The 22982-nt window shown below is 41.3% G+C and carries 20 protein-coding genes; 16 read left to right on the top strand and 4 right to left on the bottom strand.

The annotated features are described in order from the left end of the window. The first annotated feature begins 97 nt into the window (after positions 1-97). From AN394_RS15800 to tcdA, 7 genes are read left to right on the top strand one after another with little or no spacing between them, the layout of a single operon-like run. On the top strand, positions 98-1657 hold the full coding sequence (locus AN394_RS15800; RefSeq protein WP_082423006.1) for a DNA internalization-related competence protein ComEC/Rec2: 1560 nt from the start codon (positions 98-100) through the stop codon (positions 1655-1657). Positions 1658-1716: 59 nt separating this feature from the next. Continuing rightward, complete coding sequence (msbA, locus tag AN394_RS15795; RefSeq protein ID WP_054561577.1) at positions 1717-3459, top strand: lipid A export permease/ATP-binding protein MsbA; 1743 nt, start codon at positions 1717-1719, stop codon at positions 3457-3459. After that, a complete protein-coding gene (gene lpxK, locus AN394_RS15790; RefSeq protein ID WP_055021961.1) occupies positions 3459-4436 on the top strand; it encodes a tetraacyldisaccharide 4'-kinase in 978 nt (325 codons plus the stop codon). Before msbA ends, lpxK begins: the two co-directional genes overlap by 1 nt. Beyond that, complete coding sequence (locus AN394_RS15785; protein WP_036968654.1) at positions 4426-4623, top strand: Trm112 family protein; 198 nt, start codon at positions 4426-4428, stop codon at positions 4621-4623. Before lpxK ends, AN394_RS15785 begins: the two co-directional genes overlap by 11 nt. Then, complete coding sequence (gene kdsB / locus AN394_RS15780; RefSeq protein ID WP_055021960.1) at positions 4611-5366, top strand: 3-deoxy-manno-octulosonate cytidylyltransferase; 756 nt, start codon at positions 4611-4613, stop codon at positions 5364-5366. Before AN394_RS15785 ends, kdsB begins: the two co-directional genes overlap by 13 nt. A gap of 2 nt (positions 5367-5368) precedes the next feature. Beyond that, a complete protein-coding gene (locus tag AN394_RS15775; RefSeq protein ID WP_055021959.1) occupies positions 5369-6043 on the top strand; it encodes a TIGR01621 family pseudouridine synthase in 675 nt (224 codons plus the stop codon). Next, on the top strand, positions 6044-6838 hold the full coding sequence (tcdA, locus tag AN394_RS15770) for a tRNA cyclic N6-threonylcarbamoyladenosine(37) synthase TcdA (protein ID WP_054561573.1): 795 nt from the start codon (positions 6044-6046) through the stop codon (positions 6836-6838). It abuts the gene before it with no gap. A gap of 3 nt (positions 6839-6841) precedes the next feature. Here tcdA and AN394_RS15765 read toward each other — a convergent pair whose 3' ends face one another. The 3 genes from AN394_RS15765 to AN394_RS15755 all read right to left on the bottom strand — a co-directional run bounded on the left by AN394_RS15765 (position 6842) and on the right by AN394_RS15755 (position 9881). Next, positions 6842-7255, bottom strand: coding sequence for a SufE family protein (locus tag AN394_RS15765; protein WP_055021958.1), 414 nt, complete (start codon positions 7253-7255; stop codon positions 6842-6844). A gap of 13 nt (positions 7256-7268) precedes the next feature. After that, on the bottom strand, positions 7269-8483 hold the full coding sequence (locus AN394_RS15760; protein ID WP_055021957.1) for an aminotransferase class V-fold PLP-dependent enzyme: 1215 nt from the start codon (positions 8481-8483) through the stop codon (positions 7269-7271). Between the two features lie 111 nt (positions 8484-8594). Next, positions 8595-9881, bottom strand: a complete 1287-nt coding sequence (locus AN394_RS15755; protein WP_054551373.1) for a citrate synthase — start codon at positions 9879-9881, stop codon at positions 8595-8597. A gap of 409 nt (positions 9882-10290) precedes the next feature. Between AN394_RS15755 and sdhC the strand changes: the two genes are divergently transcribed. The 9 genes from sdhC to argA all read left to right on the top strand — a co-directional run bounded on the left by sdhC (position 10291) and on the right by argA (position 21664). Next, positions 10291-10668, top strand: a complete 378-nt coding sequence (sdhC, locus tag AN394_RS15750; RefSeq protein ID WP_082401567.1) for a succinate dehydrogenase, cytochrome b556 subunit — start codon at positions 10291-10293, stop codon at positions 10666-10668. After that, positions 10659-11006, top strand: a complete 348-nt coding sequence (sdhD, locus tag AN394_RS15745) for a succinate dehydrogenase, hydrophobic membrane anchor protein (protein WP_054551371.1) — start codon at positions 10659-10661, stop codon at positions 11004-11006. Before sdhC ends, sdhD begins: the two co-directional genes overlap by 10 nt. After that, entirely contained in the window at positions 11007-12779 is a 1773-nt protein-coding gene (gene sdhA / locus AN394_RS15740; protein WP_054561569.1) for a succinate dehydrogenase flavoprotein subunit, read from the top strand. A 10-nt stretch (positions 12780-12789) separates the two neighbouring features. Continuing rightward, positions 12790-13506 carry a succinate dehydrogenase iron-sulfur subunit gene (locus AN394_RS15735; RefSeq protein WP_054551369.1) on the top strand — a complete coding sequence of 239 codons (717 nt, stop codon included), beginning with the start codon at positions 12790-12792 and terminating at the stop codon, positions 13504-13506. An 84-nt stretch (positions 13507-13590) separates the two neighbouring features. Beyond that, positions 13591-16410, top strand: coding sequence for a 2-oxoglutarate dehydrogenase E1 component (locus AN394_RS15730; RefSeq protein WP_055021956.1), 2820 nt, complete (start codon positions 13591-13593; stop codon positions 16408-16410). A gap of 3 nt (positions 16411-16413) precedes the next feature. Continuing rightward, complete coding sequence (gene odhB / locus AN394_RS15725) at positions 16414-17913, top strand: 2-oxoglutarate dehydrogenase complex dihydrolipoyllysine-residue succinyltransferase (RefSeq protein ID WP_055021955.1); 1500 nt, start codon at positions 16414-16416, stop codon at positions 17911-17913. A 177-nt stretch (positions 17914-18090) separates the two neighbouring features. Next, positions 18091-19257, top strand: a complete 1167-nt coding sequence (gene sucC / locus AN394_RS15720; protein WP_054561566.1) for an ADP-forming succinate--CoA ligase subunit beta — start codon at positions 18091-18093, stop codon at positions 19255-19257. Further along, positions 19257-20129: a succinate--CoA ligase subunit alpha gene (sucD, locus tag AN394_RS15715; RefSeq protein ID WP_054561565.1), complete on the top strand. Its 873-nt coding sequence runs from the start codon at positions 19257-19259 to the stop codon at positions 20127-20129. The genes sucC and sucD overlap by 1 nt, the downstream gene beginning before the upstream one ends. Positions 20130-20323: 194 nt before the next feature. Then, positions 20324-21664 carry an amino-acid N-acetyltransferase gene (argA, locus tag AN394_RS15710; RefSeq protein WP_054561564.1) on the top strand — a complete coding sequence of 447 codons (1341 nt, stop codon included), beginning with the start codon at positions 20324-20326 and terminating at the stop codon, positions 21662-21664. A gap of 77 nt (positions 21665-21741) precedes the next feature. Here the strand turns inward: argA and AN394_RS15705 are convergent, their stop codons facing one another. Next, entirely contained in the window at positions 21742-22812 is a 1071-nt protein-coding gene (locus AN394_RS15705; protein ID WP_055021954.1) for a DUF3083 family protein, read from the bottom strand. Positions 22813-22982: the final 170 nt, after the last annotated feature.

Genomic DNA, 22982 nt, shown 5'->3' with positions numbered 1-22982 from the left:
AATGCTTTGTTGAAGTCGAAAGATTGAGTCATGTGTCACTCCTGTTTTCTTAATATTACTGAAATGACACAGATTTCTAAACACTACCGAATTAGGTTTGTCTCATCTACTAGCTATTTCAGGTCTTCATATCGGACTTATCTTTGCAGTCGGCTTTTATAGTAGTAAGTGGCTGTTAAGAATGAGTCATATACGCGTAAGCCAATCAATTCAATTAAATAAGTTATTTGTTTTTGTAGGGTTCAGTTGCTCGTTCGTCTATGTCTACTTAAGTGATTTTATAGTTTCCGCAAGCCGAGCGCTGCTGATGTTAGGCTGTTACCTTGTTATTTATAACCTAGGGAAAAACCCAGTGCGTTGGCGTTCAATTTTGTACGCCTTGAGTGTTGTGTTGTTTATAGACCCATTTGCACTTTTGAATCCCGGGCTCTATTTCAGTTTTTTGGCCGTTACGATCATCTTTCTACTGACTAAAAACACAGTTAATTTGTCACTTGGTTTTTTAAAGCGATTTGCACAGCTACTGCAAGTTCAGTGCGCTTTATTTGTCGGTTTACTGCCTCTATCCTTATATTACTTCTCAGGCACTAGTGTCATAGGTTTATTGATTAACCTTATTGCTGTGCCCTTGGTTGGTGTGCTGTTACTGCCTTTCTTAATTCTTTATTGTTTGGTTTCTAGCCTACTCGATATTTCTGGTTTGTTATCACTCGTCGACAGTGCGCTGTATTATGGCTATCAATTACTACTTTCTATCCCTAATGACTGGCGTTGGTTCTCGCTCAATGAGTTTAGCTTTTCATTATTGATCATAAGTTACATAACACTTCTGCTGTTGTACTTTAGCCCAAATAAATATGTGTGCTTAATTCCTGTTTGTGTATATGCCGTTGATAGTGAATTACAGCCAGAAGCTAATTTTCAGTTAGATGTGTTTGATGTAGGGCATGGATTAATGGTGATGGTAAGCCACAAAAACAAAGCGATAATTTATGATTTAGGGCCACAGTACTTTGGCCGTTATGATTATGTACGCCGTGTATTACTCAACAACATCAATAAACAACAGTTATCTATTATTGCAACAATAATAAGCCACTTAGATAACGACCATTCTGGCGGTTTAACAAGTTGGCAAATGGCAGGCTATCAACACACCTTAGCTACTTTTCATCCTCAGGGGCTTGGAAATAAGTGCAAAACAACAACGCTCAAGCTTGATGAGCTTAATATCAGAAGTTTTACAGCAAAGATAGAAAACGCTAGCCGTAATGATCAGTCGTGTTTATTAAAAGTAACGGGTTTTAATTACTCAGTGTTACTGACTGGGGATATATCCGCAGCGGCAGAAACTAAGCTTGTTGAAGCGGGGAAGGATTTACGAGCGACTATTTTAATAAGCCCCCATCATGGTAGTAATACCTCTTCCAGTTGTAAATTTATAGATGCAGTAAACCCTGAAGTGGTTATCCATTCATCTGCTTATCAAGGGCAATGGCGCTTTCCTCATCCTGAGGTTGTAAATCGTTATAACCAACACCATATACAGCAGTTATCGACAGCAGAATATGGCCATATACGCATAAAATTTTACGAAGATAAATATCGCTTAGAATTTGCGCGAGAGCAGGAAAGTTATTGGTTCGAACAAGATTGACGTTTTGTTTTTACCCCCTAAAGGCTACAATAGTCGAAGTCTATGAATAAGAGAGTGTTATGGATCAAACTACATCCCAAATCTATAAGCGATTAATCAGTTATGTGGGTGATTATAAGTTAATCGCATTTTTCGCCATTGTAGGCATGATTGGCTATTCAGCCATGGATGCATTGTTTATAAATTTAATGAAGCCGTTCATTGATGAAGGTTTAAATGATCGTAACACTGATGTTTTAACTTATGCACCATTTGTTGTGATTGCATTGGTATTAGGTCGTGGCATGTTTAACTATATGTCTTCGTACTGTTTAAGTTATGTTGGCTCGCAAGTTGTAAGAACGTTGCGCCAACAATTATTCGAACATATTTTACATCTGCCGGTGTCTTTTCATGATAAAAACTCAAATGGCGATTTAATCTCTAAAATCACCTTTGATACTGAGCAGGTTCAACAAGCCATTACTAAAGCCCTATTAATTGTTGTTAGAGAAGGGGCCTTTGTTGTTTTCTTACTATTTAATATGTTTTATACCAGTTGGAAGCTATCACTGATATTTTTAGTCATTATTCCGCTGGTGGCCGTGATCGTTGCCTTTGTATCGAAACGTTTTCGTATGATTTCGAAAAAAATCCAATCTGCTATGGGCCAAGTAACTCGCAGCTCAGAGCAAATGCTATCTGGTCACAAGGTGATTCATGGTTTTGGTGGTCAACAGCAAGAGATATCGCAATTCTCGGCTATTAATAATCATAATCGTCAGCAGCGCATTAAAATGGATGCAACTAAAGCGTTAAGCGTTTCTGTTATCCAAATTTTGGCAGCAAGCGCGATGGCCGTGATTTTATGGGTTGTGTCTATGCCGTCGATGATTGATACCATCAGTTCAGGTGACTTCGTATTACTTATTTCATCAATGATGATGTTATTACGCCCACTGAAGCAACTTTCTAACGTTAATAGCGATTTACAACGTGGTATTTCGGCAGCGCAAAGTATCTTTTTAGTACTTGATGAAGAAGTAGAAAAAGACACTGGCACTTACAGCGTTGACAAAGTAACTGGTAAAATTGAAGTGAACAATGTGACCTTTAAATACCCAACGAAAGATGAGCCTGTATTAAAGAATTTATCACTTTCGATTAATGCCGGCGAAAGCATCGCATTGGTTGGCCGTTCTGGCTCAGGTAAATCGACCATCTCAAATTTATTACCGCGTTATTATGAGCTTGAAGGTGACAGTGAAATTTTGCTTGATGGCGTCAACATCGCTGATTACAAACTGACAGACTTACGTAAGCAATTTGCACTCGTTTCACAGCAAGTGGTTTTATTTAATGACACCATAACGAATAACATTTGCTATGGCCTCGACCGCGAATTAACAAACGAGGAGTTAATGGCCGTTGCCAAGCAAGCCCATGTTTGGGAGTTTGTTAAAGACTTACCAGAAGGTTTAGATACCATGGTGGGTGAAAACGGCGTTATGTTGTCAGGCGGCCAGCGTCAGCGAATAGCCATTGCACGTGCAATATTAAAAGATGCCCCTATTTTGATTCTAGATGAGGCGACATCTGCACTTGATACTGAATCTGAAAAACTAATCCAGCAAGCACTTGATAGCTTAATGAAAGAAAAAACATCGATTGTGATAGCACACCGTTTATCAACAATAGAAAACAGTGATTGCATTTATGTCATCGACCATGGTCAAGTTATCGAAAAGGGCACGCATAGCGAGCTGCTTGAAAAAGACGGTACCTATAGTGCGTTATGTAAAATGCAGTTTGGTGAGCAATAGTGAGTGTTATTGAAAAAAGCTGGTATAAAAAGCCAGGTTTAATCAGTGTTTTACTGTTTCCTTTCAGTGTGCTTTTTTGGCTTATCTCAACACTTCGAGCTTTGTTTTATAAGCTTAATATTCTAAAAGCATTTAAAGCGCATCTTCCTGTCATTGTTGTTGGTAACATTAGTGTGGGTGGAAACGGCAAAACACCATTTGTTATTTGGCTCGCTGAGTACTTACAGCAGCAAGGTTTAAAAGTGGCGGTGATCAGTCGTGGCTATGGTGGTCAGTCTGATTCGTATCCTTTGTTAGTGACGGAACATACGAGTACAGCGCAAGCTGGTGACGAACCTGTACTTATTAAACGCCGCCTAGGTTGTGTTGTAATGGTTGGCCCTGACCGACAAGCGAGTATAAAAAAATTAGAGCAACATGATATCGATGTCATTATTTCTGATGATGGCATGCAGCATTATAAAATGGCGCGTGATATCGAATGTTGTATCGTTGATAGTGAACGCCAATTTGGTAACGGTTTATTAATGCCTGCAGGTCCACTTCGTGAAACCAAAGCGCGCTTAAAATCGGTTGATTTAGTCATAGAAAATGGTGGCAACGCTCAAAGCCGCTATGATTTAACATCAAGCCCATTTCGAACCGTAAGTAATTCAGAACTTGCCAATTCAGTTCAAGATAAAGGCCATGCGGTCAGTGCTATTGGTAACCCCAAACGCTTTGAAATAAGTCTTGAGCAGCAAGGGATTAACTTGCTATCGACTCATCATTTTCGTGATCATTATGCCTACCAAGCTAATGACTTTATCGATTTTGCAGATGACGCTGTATTTATGACAGAAAAAGATGCAGTTAAATGCTTTAGTTTTGCTAAACCAAATTGGTATTATTTACCTGTTGATGCAAAGCCAACAGCAGCAGTTATCGAAAAACTTAATTTATTATTAAAACAAAAAGGGATCCTCAATGGCCTTTGATACAAAATTACTTGAAATTATCGCTTGCCCAGTGTGTAAAGGTAAACTACGTCTTGATAAAGAAAATCAAGAGCTTATCAGTACTGCTGCGAAACTAGCGTACCCAATCAAAGACGATATCCCGGTGCTTTTAGAAAATGAAGCCCGTGAATTAAGCCAAGAAGAGGTTGATAAGTGGAATTCGTAGTCGTTATCCCAGCTCGCTACGCATCGACGCGTTTACCAGGTAAACCACTTGCTGATATTTGTGGTAAACCAATGATCCAACATGTTTATGAAAAAGCGGTTGCTTCAGGTGCTTCACAAGTTTATGTAGCGACTGATCATCAAACAGTGTTTGATGCAGTAAAGAAGTTTACTGATAATGTATTGATGACACGAGAAGATCACCAATCAGGCACAGAACGTTTAGCTGAAGTTGTTGAACAGTTAAAACTTGAAAGTGACACTATTGTTGTCAACGTGCAAGGTGATGAGCCTTTATTGGCAAGCGAAAATGTATCTCAAGTTGCCATGCTACTTGCTGATTCTGATGCGCCAATGGCGACTTTGAGCACCAGCATTGATGAGATTGATGATATATTTAATCCCAATTGCGTGAAAGTCATTAACGATGCAGACAACAACGCACTGTATTTTTCGCGTTCGCCAATCCCTTATCATCGTGATGCGATGATGAATGATGACCGAGATAAGCTAAATCTTGCTGATTTTGCGCGCCATATTGGTATTTATGCTTATCGTGCTGGCTTTATTAAGGACTACATCGAATTACCAGAATCTCGATTAGAGCTTTTAGAGTCATTAGAGCAGCTTCGCGTACTTTATCATGGTCACAAAATTAAAATCGCAAAAGCTCTGTGTGCACCGCAAGCAGGCGTAGATACCCCTGAAGATTTAGCGCGCGTTATTGCAGTGCTTGGCAACTAAAAATGCATGATGTAAACAATGTTCATCTTCATGCCAGTGAAAATGACTTCTTTGTTTTTTATAAACCAGCAGGTGTGAGCTTTCATAGTGAACAATGTGCTGGTTTTGTCGTACTTGCTGAAGAGCTTGTTAATGAGAAGCTCTATCCGGTTCATAGGCTAGATAAAGTAACATCAGGTTTAATTATATTAGCCCGTAACAAAGAAGCAGCAGCCGAATTCACTTCGCTATTTTCTGATCAAAAAATAAATAAGTTTTACCTAGCCGTAAGTGATGCTAAGCCTAAGAAAAAGCAAGGTTGGATAAAAGGGGATATGCAGAAAAGTCGTCGTGGTGCATTTAAGCTGTTAAAGAGCCAAACGAATCCTGCTATCACACGCTTTTACTCAAAAAGTATTCGACCAGGGCTTCGTGCATACTTGTTAAAGCCATTCTCTGGTAAGACACATCAGCTTAGAGTCGCGATGAAAAGCTTAGGCGCTCCAATTCTAGGTGATAGTACGTATGCTGGTAGTAAAGACGAACGCACAAACTTGCATGCCTATGCACTACAATTTAGCTATAAAGAGCAGCTTAAAGAGTATCGATGTGATTACACTTTAGGTACTCATCTTAATGAAGTTTTTAACTCAGACGAATTCAAAGAGTGGACAGCTCCTTGGACGTTGGATTGGTAAATGAAAGAAACAACACAAGACATTCGTTTTGGTGGCATTAAACGTTTATATGGTCATCAACAATTTGATTGGTTACAACAAGCACATTTTTGTGTCATTGGAATTGGTGGCGTAGGTAGTTGGGCTGCTGAAGCATTGGCTCGAACGGGTGTAGGACAACTAACCCTCATTGATTTAGATGATATTTGTGCAACCAATGTTAATCGTCAAATTCATGCTTTAACTGGCACCGTAGGCGAAGCAAAAGTAGAAGCGATGAAAACACGTTGTGAGCTTATAAATCCAGATATCAAAATTAATGTTATTGACGATTTCATTACGCTAGATAACATTCGTGAGCATATTCAAGGTTTTGACTATGTGATTGATTGTATTGATGCTGTAAAAGAAAAAGCTGCGCTTATTGCTCACTGTAAACGCATAAAACTACCGGTTATTACAACCGGAGGCGCAGGCGGGCAAACCGACCCTAGTCAAATCAGTTTTGGTGACGTTGCAAAGACAACCCATGATCCATTGCTTGCAAAAGTACGTTATATTTTGCGAAAACAGTACAACTTTAGTAGCAATCCAAAGCGAAAATTTAACGTTGATTGTGTTTATTCAACAGAGCAGCTTGTATATCCAACCTCTGAAGGTGAGGTTTGCCAAGCAAAACAAGGTGCAGATGGTTCAATGAATATGGACTGTAATAATGGTTTTGGCTCTGCAACTATGGTGACAGGCAGCTTTGGCTTTTTTGTTGCAGCCAAAGCGATTAGAAAATACCTCGATAAAAAACAGCGTAGTTTATAAAACTTATTGTTTTTGTTTAGCCATGGTTTGAATTTTATCAACCATGGCTTTAATACCATTACCACGAGAAGGGCTCAAATGGCTAATTAGACCGAGTCGTTCAAATTCATCATAGGCATTAATTTGCGCTGCTTGCTCCGGTGTTAGACCATTGTATAAGGCTAAAATTAAAGCCAATAGTCCTTTAACGATGCGAGTATCTGAATCGCCCGCTAATACTAGGCTGTTTTCCGAGTGATCAAAGTCAATATACAGCCACACTTTACTTTCACAGCCTTTAACTAGGGCATCATCTACTTTGAGCACTTCAGGCATAACAGGTAATTGCTTACCTAAGAGCATTATTTGGCGATATTTTTGCTGCCAGCCAGCAGCTGTTTCAATGTTTTTACTAACGGATTCAAACGCTGAATTCATAACTTATCCAAAATTAATCTAATAACTCGATACTACTTTTAACAGCACTGATAAAGGAATCGACATCAGCTTTATTGTTATATAACGCAAAACTTGCTCGTACAGTTCCTGGTATACCTAAATGGCTCATTATAGGTTGCGTACAATGATGACCACTTCGCACGGCAATGCCAAATCCATCAAGTAGGGTGGCTAAATCAAACGGATGTTCATCGCGATAATTAAAACTAATGTTACCGATGTTATCTATTTGGTTTGAATAGATATTAATACCATCAATAGCTGATAATTGTTTTATCGCATAGTCAAAAACTGTATGCTCATGTTGACGCATTTGCTGAAAATCTAACGATATTAAATAATTTATTGCCTCACTAAAGGCAATGACACCTGCAATATTGGGTGTTCCTGCTTCAAATTTACCCGGTGCATCACGAAAAGTGCTGTGTGTTAGGTTCACTGTTTCGATCATTTCGCCACCGGTTTGATATACATCCAGCGAATTTAACAGCTCAAATCGGCCATAAAGGCCTCCTAAACCTGTCGGCCCGAGCATTTTATGGGCAGAAAATACGTAAAAATCACAGGAAATCTCTTGTAAATTAGGGCGTAAATGCATCGCTGCCTGCGCACCATCAACAACAGAAATAGCATTAATGGCTTTACATGCGCTAATGATTGGCGCTAAATCAGTGATGTTACCAAGGGTATTTGATGCATGGGTAATAGCGACTATTTTAGGCTTTTGTTGCTTGATAAATTCACTACAGTGCACGCTATTAATAGTTAAATCATTTTCTATCGGCAAAATAATGACTTCTGCACCGGTACGCTGAGCTAGCTGTTGCCAAGGGACGATGTTAGCGTGATGTTCAATAGCAGATAGGGCAATTTTATCGCCAGGATTAAGCCTCGAAGCCAGACCATTTGCGATTAAATTAATCGATTCGGTTGCCCCTTTGGTCCACACTATCTCATTATTTTTTACAGAAAAATAATCTGCAAGTAGCGTTCGTGTATGCTCATATTGGCGTGTCGCGTTTTCACTGAGTGTATGGCGGCCGCGGTGCACATTGGCGTTCTCGTGCCTGTAAAAACGGCTAAGAGCATTAATAACTGCCTGTGGTTTTTGCGAGGTAGCCGCAGAGTCTAAATACACCAAAGGCTGCTCATTGACTGTTTCATTCAGTATTGGAAAGTCAGCACGTATTTTTGTGATATCGAACATGAAAGGCCTTAAGCTACAAGAATGCGACGATTTTAATTACTTTGCACAAATAGACAAGTGCAGGGCAACAAAAAAGGCCGCATAGCGGCCTTTTTTAAACGCAAATTCGTATTAACGCTTGTCTGTTGGTACGTAATCGCGTGAAGTTTCACCAGTGTATAACTGACGAGGACGGCTGATCTTGTGACCAGGTTGAGAAAGCATCTCATCCCAGTGAGAGATCCAACCAACAGTACGTGACATTGCAAAGATTACAGTGAACATGCTTGTTGGAATACCGATTGCTTTTAAGATGATACCTGAGTAGAAATCTACGTTAGGGTAAAGTTTCTTCTCAACAAAGTATGGGTCTTCAAGTGCAATTTGCTCAAGCTTCATAGCGATATCAAGAAGTGGATCTTGAATGTTTAGCTCAGCAAGTACTTCGTGACATGTTTGACGCATTACTGTCGCACGTGGGTCGAAGTTTTTGTATACACGGTGGCCAAAGCCCATAAGACGGAAAGGATCAGACTTATCTTTCGCTTTAGCAACGTACTCGTCGATACGGTCAACAGAGCCGATTTCTTCTAACATGTTAAGACAAGCTTCGTTAGCACCACCGTGCGCAGGGCCCCATAGAGATGCGATACCAGCCGCGATACACGCGTAAGGGTTAGCACCTGAAGAACCAGCTAGACGAACAGTTGACGTTGATGCGTTTTGCTCGTGGTCAGCGTGAAGCATGAAAATTTTGTCCATTGCTTTAGCAAGAACAGGGCTTACTTTGTATTCTTCAGCTGGTACTGAGAACATCATGTGTAAGAAGTTTTCAGCGAAGCTTAAGTCGTTACGCGGGTAAACAAACGGTTGACCTACATTGTATTTGTAAGCCATCGCAGCGATAGTTGGTAATTTAGCAACTAGCTTGATTGCGCTTGTTTTACGTTGTGTTGCGTCAGTGATGTCTAAATCTTCGTGGTAGAAAGAAGAAAGAGCACCTACAACACCACACAGCATTGCCATTGGGTGAGCGTCAAAGCGGAAACCTTGGAAGAAGTTTGCGATTTTAGTATCAAGCATTGTGTTGTGCGTGATTTCTTGAGCAAACGCTTCGTATTGTTCTTTAGTCGGTAATTCGCCGTTTAATAGTAAGTAGCAAAGCTCGATGTAGTTTGATTCATCAGCTAATTGCTCGATTGGGTAACCACGGTGTAATAAAACACCTTTGCCGCCATCGATGTAAGTGATTGAAGATTCACAAGAACCGGTCGACATGAAACCTGGGTCGTAAGTGAAGTGACCGTGTGAACCTAACGTACGTACGTCGATTACATCTTGGCCAGCAGTGCCTTGGTAAATTGGAAGTTCGATTGGATCAAGACCATCAATATGGACCGTGGCTTTCTTATCCGCCATCTATTTATCTCCTATTAAGATAACAACTCTGATTGTTATGTTCTGAATCTGTTTAAGCACATTCTTTTCATTTTAACGTGAAAGAGGGGTATAAAGTCAATTTTTATAAACATTATGCACAAATGGATAATAAATATTCTGCCAGGATTAAATATTATACTATTGGCTAATTCGCAAACGTCTCTTACTAAACAAGAATTGTAAAAAGACCTTTGGCTATATATACTATCCAAGGTTTTATACCGTATTGTCTGTAGGTAAACTTTATTTTTACATTTGAGTTTTGCATAAGTGTGAACTTTTTGTGTATCAACACGGTTTACTTAGATAGTTCCATCGAAATTCATTTTGATGGGTTTTAGAAAAACAAGTAGATGAGCTCCTTAGTGGGCAAGATGGGCAAGTAACTGTGAAAAAGCAAAGACCTGTAAATCTAGATCTAACAACTATATCTATGCCGGCAACGGCTAAAGCATCAATTTTTCACCGCGTCACCGGTGTAGCATTATTTTTTGCTTTAACGTTTGTCATTTGGGCTTGGTCTGAGTCTCTTTCTTCTGCAGAAGGTTTTGAATTCGTCAAGGGTCTGTTCAGCGGATTCATTGCCAAATTCATAGCATGGGGCACCATTTCTGTATTGGCGTATCACTTAATCGGTGGTATCCGTCATATCATTATGGACATGGGTCACTGGGAAGAACTTGAATCAGGTAACTTCAGCGCTAAAGTTGCATTAGCTTTAGGTGTTGTAGCTGCAATTCTAGCAGGAGTGTGGATATGGTTTTAAATCAAGCAACTCTTAAACGTGATGGTGTACAAGATTTCGTATCACTACGTGCAACAGCATTAATAATCAGCGCTTACGCGATTTTTATTATCGGCTATTTTTTATGTACGCCAGAAGTCACTTTCGAAGCCTGGCAAGGCCTATTCTCTAACCTAGCAATGAAAGGGTTTACCTTAATCACCCTAGTTTGCATCATGGTTCACACCCGTATCGGCCTTTGGCAAGTTCTTACTGACTATGTTAAATGCGCTAAATTACGTGCTGTTTTAGGCTTTGTATTAAACCTTATGGCTGTTGCTTACGTAGCAATTGGTCTAATCGTTTTATGGGGTGTTTAAGTGAATTATTCTGTTCGTGAATTTGACGCAGTAGTGATTGGTGCCGGTGGTGCGGGTATGCGCGCAGCACTAGCTATCACTGAATCAGGCAAAACCTGTGCACTTATCTCAAAAGTTTTCCCTACACGTTCTCACACTGTGTCTGCACAGGGTGGTATTACGGTTGCTCTGGGTAACTCACATGAAGATAACTGGGAATGGCACATGTACGATACGGTTAAAGGTTCCGATTTCATCGGTGACCAAGACGCTATCGAATATATGTGTAAAACAGGCCCAGAAGCTATTACTGAATTAGAAAACATGGGTTTACCATTTTCTCGTTTTGAAAATGGCCGTGTTTACCAACGTCCTTTCGGCGGTCAGTCGAAAAACTTTGGTGGTGAACAGGCTGCACGTACTGCAGCAGCAGCTGACCGTACTGGTCACGCGCTATTACACTGTTTATACCAACAGAACGTTAAAAACAAAACTAACGTATTCTCTGAGTGGTACGCACTAGATTTAGTTAAAAACAGCGACGGTCACGTTGTTGGTTGTACAGCAATCGACATCGAGTCTGGCGAAGTTGTGTACTTCAAATCAAAAGCTGTTGTTTTAGCAACAGGTGGTGCAGGCCGTATCTACGCATCGACAACGAATGCACACATCAATACTGGTGACGGTGTTGGTATGGCTACACGTGCTGGTGTTGCAATGCAAGATATGGAAATGTGGCAGTTCCACCCAACAGGTATCGCCGGTGCCGGTGTACTTGTAACTGAAGGTTGTCGTGGTGAAGGTGGTTACCTTCTAAATAAAGACGGCGAACGCTTCATGGAACGTTACGCACCAAATGCTAAAGACTTAGCGTCTCGTGACGTTGTTGCTCGTTCAATGATGACTGAGATCCGTGAAGGTCGTGGTTGTGATGGTCCTTACGGTCCACACATCAAGCTTAAGCTTGACCACTTAGGTGAAGAAACACTTAACTTACGTCTTCCAGGTGTATGTGACCTTGCGAAAACATTCGCACACGTTGATCCAGCTAAAGAACCAATTCCAGTTATCCCAACATGTCACTACATGATGGGTGGTGTTCCAACTAACGTAAATGGTCAAGCATTACAAATTGATGCAAACGGCCAAGAGAAAGTAGTTGAAGGTTTATTCGCTGTTGGTGAGATTGCATGTGTATCTGTACACGGTGCTAACCGCCTAGGTGGTAACTCACTACTTGACTTAGTTGTATTCGGCCGCGCAGCTGGTAACTTCTTAGGTAAGTACCTTAACGGTGTTGAAGCAGGTAAAGATGCGTCTGATTCAGACCTTGAAGCATCACTTGCACGCTTTAACCGTTGGGAAAACTCTAAAGCTGGCCAAGGTGAAGACCCAGTACAAATCAAGAAAGACCTTCAAATGTGTATGCAACTTAACTTCTCGGTATTCCGTGAAGGTGATGCAATGGCAACAGGTCTTAAAGAGCTTAAAGAAATTCGTGAACGTCTTCAGTACGCTCGTCTTGACGACAAGTCGACTGAGTTCAACACTGCACGTATCGAATGTCTAGAGCTTGATAACTTGATGGAAACAGCATACTCAACAGCAGTAGCTGCAAACTTCCGTACAGAAAGCCGTGGTGCACACTCTCGTTTTGACTTCCCAGATCGTGATGACGATAACTGGCTATGTCACTCTATCTATAACCCAGTTACAGATGAAATGACAAAACGTGAAGTAAACTACGCGCCGAAACTGCGTGAAGCTTTCCCACCTAAAGCACGTACATACTAGGAGCGAGACGATGGCACAAGTACAATTTTCGGTTTATCGTTACAATCCAGATGTTGATAATGCACCACGTATGCAGGACTTCTCGCTAGAAACGCAAGAAGGCCAAGATATGATGGTATTGGATGCGCTTATGCAATTAAAAGAGCAAGATCCAACATTATCATTCCGTCGTTCATGCCGTGAAGGTGTGTGTGGTTCAGACGGTATCAACATGAATGGTAAAAACGGTTTAGCGTGTATTACTCCTTTATCAACGCTACTTAAAGGTGGCAAAGGTAAAATCGTAATTCGTCCTTTACCAGGTTTACCAGTGGTACGTGACCTTGTTATTGACATGAGTCAGTTCTACACTCAATACGAAAAAGTTAAGCCTTACCTAATCAACGACACGCCTGCGGCGGGTGAGCGTCTTCAGTCAATCGAAGAACGTGATAAGTTAGATGGCTTATATGAGTGTATCTTATGTGCATGTTGTTCAACATCGTGTCCTTCGTTCTGGTGGAATCCAGACAAGTTCATCGGTCCTGCGGGTCTTCTTCATGCTTATCGTTTCTTGGCTGATAGCCGCGATACAGCTACTGAAGAGCGTCTTGCTGACCTTGACGATGCGTTCAGCGTGTTCCGTTGTCACAGTATCATGAACTGTGTTAGCGTGTGTCCAAAAGGTCTTAACCCGACCAAAGCAATTGGACAAATCAAATCAATGCTTTTAAACCGCGCTGTTTAAAGCTTGAATATGTAAGGTGGTTAAGTGATTAACCACCTTGTTTTTACAACAATTAATTTCTGCGCTAAAGAAAAGGGCTTATAAATGCACGAAGGTGTGATGAAGGCATGGCTAGAATCTTCTCACTTAAACGGCGGTAACGTTGCTTACGTAGAAGAGCTTTATGAAGCGTACTTAGATGATGCGACTTCTGTGCCAGAAGAATGGCGAGAAGTGTTCGAACAATTACCAAAAGTTGATGGTGTGGATGTTGACGTTAAACATTCAGAAGTTCGTTCACAATTTGCACAGCTTGCTAAAAACAAGCATAGAGAAGTAGTGGTAGCAGAGGGTGGCTCTGGCGATCCTAAACAGGTCAAGGTGCTACAACTTATTAATGCTTTCCGTTTCCGTGGTCACCAAAATGCCAACTTAGATCCATTAGGTATTTGGCAACGCGAACGTGTTCGTGATCTAGAATTAGAGTACCACGATTTATCTGAAGCTGATTTTGACCGTGAATTCAATGTGGGTTCGTTTGCTGTCGGTCGCGAAACCATGCCATTAGGTGAGCTATATCAAGCACTCAAAACGACTTATTGTGGGTCGGTAGGTGCTGAGTATATGCACATCACTTCAACTGAAGAAAAACGTTGGTTACAACAACGTTTAGAATCAGTGCAATCACGTCCAACGTTCTCTAAAGAAGAAAAGCTACGTATCCTTAAAGGATTAACAGCTGCAGATGGCCTTGAAAAATATTTAGGGGCTAAGTTCCCTGGTGCAAAACGTTTCTCACTTGAAGGTGGTGACGCATTAGTACCAATGCTTAAAGAACTAATTCATCGTGCAGGTGAAAGCGGACAAAAAGAAGCTGTTATTGGTATGGCTCACCGCGGTCGCTTGAACGTACTAGTGAACGTTTTAGGTAAAAACCCATCAGAATTATTCGATGAGTTCGCTGGTAAACACAAAGACACATTAGGCTCAGGTGATGTTAAATATCACATGGGTTATTCATCTGACTTTGCAACTAACGGTGGCAACGTGCACATGGCACTTGCATTTAACCCGTCTCACTTAGAAATCGTTAACCCGGTGGTTATGGGTTCGGTACGTGCTCGTTTAGACCGTCTAGGTGATAAGTCAGGTATTAAAGCATTACCAATTACTATTCACGGTGACTCTGCAATCGCAGGTCAAGGTGTTGTACAAGAAACATTTAACTTATCGCAAACTAATGCATTTAGTTGTGGTGGTAGTATCCGTATCGTTGTTAATAACCAAGTTGGTTTCACAACGTCTAAACAGTCTGATGTACGTTCTACACCATACTGTACTGATATTGCGAAAATGGTTCAGGCACCAATTTTCCACGTTAACTCTGACGATCCTGAAGCGGTTGCATTTGTTACTCAAATCGCACTTGATTTCAGAAACCAGTTTAAACGTGATGTAGTGATTGATTTAGTATGTTATCGCCGTCATGGTCATAACGAAGCGGATGAGCCGAACGCGACTCAACCACTTATGTACCAAAAAATCAAAAAGCATCCAGTACCTCGTCTAATTTACGCAGATCAATTAGTTGCTGAAGGTTCATTCTCAGAAAATGAAGTAAAAGCACTTGCTGATGATTACCGTAATGGTTTAGACAAAGGCAACTGTGTTGTTGAAGAAATTCAGCTAGAAACATCGCACTCTTCTGATTGGGCTAAGTTTGTTGGTCATGATTGGGATGTTGAGTACGATGCAACAGTATCGGTTGAGAAGTTAAAAGAGCTTGGCGAAAAAGTAGCAAGCTTCCCAGAAAGCCACAAAGCACAGTCGCGCGTTAAGAAAATCTACGACGACCGTAAGCTAATGGCAACAGGTGAAAAACCACTTGATTGGGGTATGGCTGAAACACTTGCCTATGCAACGCTTGTTGATGCGGGTACTGATATCCGTTTAACAGGTCAAGATTCAGGCCGTGGTACATTCTTCCACCGTCATGCTGTTGTTCATAACCAAACTGATGCATCAACATACTTGCCGCTGCAAAATATCAGCGAAAAGCAAGGTGCATTTGAAGTGTATGACTCAGTTCTTTCTGAAGAAGCAGTACTTGCATTTGAATATGGTTACGCAACAGCTGAACCTACGTCACTTGTAATGTGGGAAGCACAATTTGGTGACTTCGCTAACGGTGCACAAGTTGTATTTGATCAATTCTTAAGTTCAGGTGAGCAGAAGTGGGGCCGTTTATGTGGTCTTACATGTTTACTTCCACATGGTTATGAAGGTCAAGGTCCTGAGCATAGCTCGGCACGTTTAGAGCGTTTCTTACAGTTGTGTGCTGATCACAACATGCAAGTATGTGTTCCTTCAACACCTGCGCAAGTTTATGCAATGCTTCGTCGTCAATCTGTACGTCCACTTCGTCGTCCATTGATTGTTATGACGCCTAAGTCTTTACTTCGTCACCCGTTGGCAACATCTTCACTTGAAGAGTTATCTGAAGGTGTGTTCCACAATATGATCGATGAAATCGATGATATTGCAGCAGATAAAGTAGAACGCGTTGTATTCTGTAGCGGTAAAGTTTACTACGAACTACTACAAGAGCGTCGTAAGCAAGAATTAAATAACATTGCTATTGTTCGTGTAGAACAATTATATCCATTCCCACACGCTGAGATGGATACAATCATGCAGCGTTACCAACACGTTAAAGATTTTGTTTGGTGTCAAGAAGAGCCGCAAAACCAAGGTGCATGGTATTGTTCTCAACACCACTTTGTTGACGCAATCCCAGCCGGTGCTAAATTAACTTACGCAGGTCGTAAAGCATCAGCATCACCAGCGTGTGGTTACATGTCAGTGCATAATAAAGAACAACAAGCGCTAATTGCAGATGCGCTTACTATTGAAAAGAAAGGATAAGCAATGAGCACAGAAATTAAAGTTCCTGTACTTCCTGAGTCGGTTGCTGATGCTACAGTTGCAACTTGGCACGTAAGTGTTGGCGACAAAGTAAGCCGTGACCAAAACTTAGTAGATATCGAAACAGATAAAGTTGTTTTAGAAGTTGTTGCACCAAATGACGGTGTAATCACTGAAATTTCACAAGAAGAAGGTGCAACGGTACTTGGCGAACAAGTAATTGCATTACTTGGTGATGCAGATGCTGCACCAGCAAGTGACGACTCTGCACCAGCTAAATCAGAAGACGCGCCAGCGGCGCAATCAGCACCAGCATCAGAAGGTAAAGAAGTGGACATTAAAGTACCTGTACTTCCAGAATCAGTCGCAGACGCGACAATTGCTACTTGGCACGTTCAACCAGGTGAAGCGGTAACTCGCGACCAAAACCTTGTTGACATCGAAACTGATAAAGTTGTTCTTGAAGTTGTTGCTCAAGAAGACGGTATCATGGGTGAGCACATTCACGCTGAAGGCGAAACAGTACTTGGTGAGCAAGTAATTGGTACAGTTAAAGCGGGTGCAGCACCGGCAGCAGCAGCTCCTAAAGCTGAAGCAGCACCAGCAAGCGAATCAAATGACAGCTCTGACGTATTAACGCCGTCAGTTCGTCGTTTAATCGCTGAGAAAGGCCTTGATGCATCAAAAATCAAAGGTACTGGCAAAAATGGCCGTGTAACTAAAGAAGATGTTGATACATTCTTAAAAGCACCGGCAGCAGCTCCTAAAGCAGAAGCAGCAGCGCCAGCAGCACCAATGGGTGACCGTACACAAAAACGTGTTCCTATGACTCGTTTACGTAAAACAATCGCTAATCGTCTTCTTGAAGCGAAAAACTCAACTGCAATGTTAACGACTTTCAACGAAGTTAACATGAAGCCAATCATGGACCTTCGTAAGCAGTACCAAGAAGTATTCGAAAAGCGTCACGGTATCCGTTTAGGCTTCATGTCTTTCTACGTGAAAGCAGTTACTGAAGCACTTAAGCGTTTCCCTGAAGTAAATGCGTCTATCGACGGTGATGATATTGTTTATCACAACTACTTCGACATCAGCATCGCGGTTTCTACACCACGTGGTCTTGTTACTCCAGTTCTTAAAGACTGTGACAAGCTATCAGTTGCTGAAATCGAAAAAGGTATCCGTGAGCTAGCGCTTAAAGGTCGTGACGGTAAATTATCACTTGATGATATGACAGGTGGTAACTTCACTATCACTAACGGTGGTGTATTCGGTTCATTACTATCTACACCAATCATCAACTTACCACAGTCTTCAATCTTAGGTATGCACAAAATCCAAGAGCGTCCTATGGCTGTAAATGGTAAAGTTGAAATCTTACCTATGATGTACTTAGCGTTATCTTATGATCACCGCCAAATCGATGGTAAAGAATCAGTAGGTTTCTTAGTAACAATTAAAGAGTTACTTGAAGATCCGACTCGTTTACTACTAGATGTTTAATCTGGTTGTATGAAAACTAAGCTGTGAACCTCGTTCACAGCTTTTTTTTTGCGCCTTTGGTCTAACTGGGGTTTTCATGTGGAGCCTTGGGATTTATACTAAGTGCGCAATTTGGGATAGCTGTTTATTTTGCATAAATATTCAGCTCTTTTAGTATAAAAAATTGGATAAAGCATCATGAATTTGCATGAGTATCAGGCAAAACAACTTTTTGCCGAATATGGTTTACCAGTTTCTCAAGGTTTCGCTTGCGATACACCTGAAGAAGCTGCAGCAGCTGCTGAGAAAATCGGCGGTGATATGTGGGTTGTTAAAACACAGGTTCACGCAGGTGGCCGTGGTAAAGCTGGCGGTGTTAAGCTAGTTAAAACAACTGACGAAGTTAAAGAGTTCGCTGCGAACTGGTTAGGTAAAAACTTAGTTACTTACCAAACAGATGAAAATGGTCAGCCAGTATCAAAAATTCTTGTTGAAAGCTGCACTGACATCGCTAACGAATTATACCTTGGCGCTGTAGTAGATCGTGCTTCTCGTAAAGTTGTTTTCATGGCATCTACTGAAGGTGGTGTTGAAATCGAGCAAGTTGCAGAAGAAACTCCAGAACTAATTCACAAAGCTGAGATCGATCCACTAGTTGGTCCTCAAGCTTACCAAGCTCGTGAGTTAGGCTTCAAACTAGGTTTAAACCCTACTCAAATGAAACAGTTCGTTAAGATCTTCATGGGTCTTGCTAACATGTTCAACGATTTCGATTTCGCTCTATTAGAAATCAACCCGCTAGTAATCACAGACGAAGGTAACCTTCACTGTCTAGACGGTAAAATTGGTGTAGATGGTAACGCGCTTTACCGTCAACCTAAAATCCGTGAAATGCACGATCCTTCACAAGAAGATGCGCGTGAAGCTCACGCTGCAAGCTTTGAGCTTAACTACGTTGCACTAGACGGTAACGTTGGTTGTATGGTTAACGGTGCAGGCCTAGCAATGGGTACTATGGACATCGTAAACCTACACGGTGGCAAGCCAGCTAACTTCCTAGATGTTGGTGGCGGTGCAACTAAAGAGCGTGTATCTGAAGCATTCAAGATCATCTTATCTGATGACAACGTTAAAGCTGTTTTAGTTAACATCTTTGGTGGTATCGTACGTTGTGACATGATCGCAGAAGGTATCATCGGCGCAGTTAAAGAAGTAGGTGTTAACGTTCCTGTAGTAGTACGTTTAGAAGGTACTAACGCTGAACTTGGTCGTGAAGTACTAGCTAGTTCTGACCTTAACATCATCGCTGCTGAATCACTAACAGACGCAGCTGAAAAAGTTGTTGCTGCTGCGGAGGGCAAATAATGTCTGTATTAATCAATAAAGATACAAAAGTTATCTGTCAAGGTTTCACAGGTGGCCAAGGTACTTTCCACTCTGAGCAAGCGCTTGAGTACGGTACACAAATGGTTGGTGGTGTAAGCCCAGGTAAAGGCGGTCAGACGCACCTTGGTCTTCCAGTATTCAACACAGTACGTGACGCTGTTGAAGCAACTGGCGCAACTGCATCAGTTATCTACGTACCAGCACCTTTCTGTAAAGATGCAATCTTAGAAGCTATCGATGCTGGCATCGAGCTAATCGTTTGTATCACTGAAGGTATCCCAACACTAGACATGGTTGACGTTAAAGTTAAGCTTGATGAAACTGGTGTTCGTATGATCGGTCCTAACTGCCCAGGTGTTATCACTCCGGGTGAAACTAAGATCGGTATCATGCCTGGCCACATCCACAAGCCTGGTAAAGTAGGTATCGTATCACGTTCTGGTACTCTTACTTACGAAGCGGTTAAGCAAACTACTGACGCTGGTTTCGGCCAATCAACATGTGTTGGTATCGGTGGTGACCCAATCCCTGGCACTAACTTCATCGACGTTTTAGAAATGTTCGAAAAAGACGAGCAAACTGAAGCTATCGTTATGATCGGTGAAATCGGTGGTACTGCAGAAGAAGAAGCTGCAGAATACATCAAGCACAACGTGACTAAACCAGTTGTTTCTTACATTGCGGGTGTTACTGCACCTCCAGGTAAGCGTATGGGTCACGCTGGTGCAATCATCGCAGGCGGTAAAGGTACTGCTGATGAGAAATTTGCTGCATTAGAAGCTGCTGGCGTAAAAACTGTACGTTCATTAGCTGATATCGGTAATGCACTTAAAGAGAAAACAGGCTGGTAATCAGTTCTAATTTCTTAAAAAAGGCTCGCTTATGCGGGCCTTTTTTGTATCTATCACATCCTTCTACCCGGCAAGAAAATTCCAATCATAAATTAAGAATAATAATGCTTTATTTGTGAATATAAATTCTCTACACTTGTGGCTTGTATATCTGTTTTTATTAAAACATTCGACTTTAATAAGGTAAATATTACGTGCGTACCACAGAATTGGTAGATGGATTTCGCCAGTCAACCCCATACGTTAATGCTCACCGCGGTAAAACATTCGTTGTTATGCTTGGCGGAGAGGCGATCGATCAGTCTGGTTGTCGTAGCATCATCAACGATGTCGCGCTATTAACTAGTCTTGGTATTAAGATTGTTTTAGTGTTTGGTGCTCGCCCACAGTTTAACGCAGCGCTTGAGCAAGTTGGCATAACTAGTCAGTTTCATAATGAGATACGGGTAACTGATAACGCAACATTTGATGTAATTAAGAAAGTTGCGGGTGCAATGCAGTTTGATATAACCGCGCGTTTATCTACGTCTTTAAGTAGCACACCTATGTCTGGCTCATTTTTAAATGTGGTGAGTGGTAATTTTGTTATTGCTCAGCCTTTAGGTGTTGATGAAGGTGTGGACTATCATCATTCAGGTAGAGTGAGACGTATCGATGTTGCGGGTATTCGCCACCAGTTAGATAACAACGGAATTGTTCTGCTTGGGCCAATAGCGGCTTCTGTTACAGGTGAAAGTTTTAACTTAACTGCTGAAGAAATTGCTACGCAAGTAGCTCTCAAATTACGCGCCGATAAAATGCTTGGCTTTTGTAAAGAAGCCGGTATTTTGGATGAAAATGGTGAGGCGATTGCAGAGCTAATGCCAAATGAAGCTGAGCAGCTACTAGTAAACTATCGTAAGCAACCAGATTCATGTGTAAGCGCAACCGTATTCTTACAAGCTGCAATTGATGCATGTCGAGGTGGCGTACATCGTTGCCATCTTGTTAGTTACAAAGAAGATGGTGCACTATTACAAGAGCTGTTCTCTTTAGATGGTATTGGTACACAAATCGCTCCGCAAAGCTCTGAGCAATTACGAAGTGCTAGTATTGCTGATATTACCGGAATCATTAACCTTATTAGACCCCTTGAACAGCAAGGCTATTTGGTGCGCCGCTCTCGTGAACAGCTAGAAATTGAAATTGAACAATTTACGGTTATTGAGCGTGATGGTCTTATTATAGCCTGTGCTGCTTTGTATCCGTTTGCCGACGAACAAGTGGGGGAGTTTGCAAGTTTGGCTGTTCACCCTCAGTACCGAGATGCTGATCGCGGCAGTTATCTACTGAGGTTTATTATTAATAAGGCTAAACGTGCGGGTTATTCGCATTTATTTGCTCTCACCACACGCAGCATTCACTGGTTTTTAGAGCAAAGTTTTGAAATAGTGACAGTTGATGAACTACCTGCGAAGAAAAAAGCGCTTTATAACCATGAACGCCGCTCTAAAGTATTGCGTCTAGATTTAACTAAGCTAGGAAATAAGAGGTGACGCATGCGTCACCTCTTATATACCCAAACATCCTCACGGTGCGAGTTTCAGCATCTTGAGGGGGCTTGGTTATACTCTTAATATTGATAGTTAATGTGCTGATAAAAACGCACGCGTAAATCTTGGCGAGTTGGATTAAATGCCAGCTCGTCAGTAACTTCATTTATCGCACTTTGCACTTGATTCATAAACTTACCATAACCAATGTCATGCTTGTCTTTATCGGCTGCGGCAATCACAAAATGTAGTGAATCTACAAGTTGATCTGCATCCCAATACTGTTGTAATTGCACCTGCTCAGAGCTGCAATCAAAGGTTAGTTTTTGCAGTTCGCTGTTACTTTGTGCGTTATCAATATTGCTATTACGAACAATAGGGCGAGTACCGTTAGCGATGAAAGCGCCGAGTGTTAATCCGCGTTTATCACATGCTCGTTTGAACGCATCAAAGATATATTGATAAAACTGCGTATAATTCTCTTCGTTCAGCATATGCTGAAATTGCGTTTTAATGGCTCGGGTTACTGGAATCGAAAACCCAGCGTATGTAATTTCACTGTGTTCATTTGGCAAATGACATTGGCGAGACTGGTAACGTGGATATAAGCTACGTAATTTATAGCCATAGCTTTCTTTGTGACCTTTTGCTTTAGCAAATAAATCATAAGTGAGATGTTGGTGGTCACGAATTTTAAGAGGTGGTTGGCCGCTTAGTAGTTTTTCTTGTAGTGAGTTGATCACTCTTTGCACATTATGATGAAAACTAGCCGCATGAGCGCGAATATCTTCACCGGTCGCTAAGAATAATAAACGAATTTTTTTGCATTTTTGCTCACCATCAGCAAATACATTATGTGCTTCATGGTATTGTGGGTTATAGAAAAACAAAATTTGCTTAGCGGTTTCTAAGCTATATGCCTCATCATGGTAACGAACCACTGGCAGTTTATCGTTGGCGATTAGGTGTACATTATGTAATTCATACTCATCACATAGTGCAAATAACTCCCTTGCAAGACGCTTATAAGCACAGCTCACATTGGTGAACCGGGCAAAAAACTCATCAGTAGGTTTAAATTCAACTAACACATACTGGTTTGCACGTGCTGAGCTTGGAATATAGACTCGATGTTGATTGAGCGAAGCCATCTTTTTTCCTTATTGGTAGTGAAACTGACGGCACTATATCGCTAGTCAATGATCATTTTATTGCGTTAGAACAATTTTTTTACCGATTTTGTCGAGTCTGTGAACTATGTATTCAACATTCGACGTAATATCTTCAATAAACATGATGCAACCACTGTATGTTAGGGTTT

It is taken from the genome of Pseudoalteromonas sp. P1-26, from assembly GCF_001401795.1.
In the GTDB taxonomy this organism is placed as follows: domain Bacteria; phylum Pseudomonadota; class Gammaproteobacteria; order Enterobacterales; family Alteromonadaceae; genus Pseudoalteromonas.
The sequence above is the reverse complement of the archived record's forward strand: the minus strand, read 5'-3'. Positions and strand labels throughout refer to the sequence as shown.

Excerpts from the sequence above, each read along its gene's own strand:
- AN394_RS15705 (WP_055021954.1), bottom strand. The coding sequence starts at position 22,812 with ATGGCTTCGCTCAATCAACATCGAGTCTATATTCCAAGCTCAGCACGT.
- sdhD (WP_054551371.1), top strand. The coding sequence starts at position 10,659 with ATGGTTTTAAATCAAGCAACTCTTAAACGTGATGGTGTACAAGATTTC.
- AN394_RS15735 (WP_054551369.1), top strand. The coding sequence starts at position 12,790 with ATGGCACAAGTACAATTTTCGGTTTATCGTTACAATCCAGATGTTGAT.
- AN394_RS15730 (WP_055021956.1), top strand. The coding sequence starts at position 13,591 with ATGCACGAAGGTGTGATGAAGGCATGGCTAGAATCTTCTCACTTAAAC.
- msbA (WP_054561577.1), top strand. The coding sequence starts at position 1,717 with ATGGATCAAACTACATCCCAAATCTATAAGCGATTAATCAGTTATGTG.
- sucC (WP_054561566.1), top strand. The coding sequence starts at position 18,091 with ATGAATTTGCATGAGTATCAGGCAAAACAACTTTTTGCCGAATATGGT.
- tcdA (WP_054561573.1), top strand. The coding sequence starts at position 6,044 with ATGAAAGAAACAACACAAGACATTCGTTTTGGTGGCATTAAACGTTTA.
- sucD (WP_054561565.1), top strand. The coding sequence starts at position 19,257 with ATGTCTGTATTAATCAATAAAGATACAAAAGTTATCTGTCAAGGTTTC.
- AN394_RS15785 (WP_036968654.1), top strand. The coding sequence starts at position 4,426 with ATGGCCTTTGATACAAAATTACTTGAAATTATCGCTTGCCCAGTGTGT.
- AN394_RS15765 (WP_055021958.1), bottom strand. The coding sequence starts at position 7,255 with ATGAATTCAGCGTTTGAATCCGTTAGTAAAAACATTGAAACAGCTGCT.
- AN394_RS15755 (WP_054551373.1), bottom strand. The coding sequence starts at position 9,881 with ATGGCGGATAAGAAAGCCACGGTCCATATTGATGGTCTTGATCCAATC.
- AN394_RS15775 (WP_055021959.1), top strand. The coding sequence starts at position 5,369 with ATGCATGATGTAAACAATGTTCATCTTCATGCCAGTGAAAATGACTTC.
- AN394_RS15760 (WP_055021957.1), bottom strand. The coding sequence starts at position 8,483 with ATGTTCGATATCACAAAAATACGTGCTGACTTTCCAATACTGAATGAA.
- odhB (WP_055021955.1), top strand. The coding sequence starts at position 16,414 with ATGAGCACAGAAATTAAAGTTCCTGTACTTCCTGAGTCGGTTGCTGAT.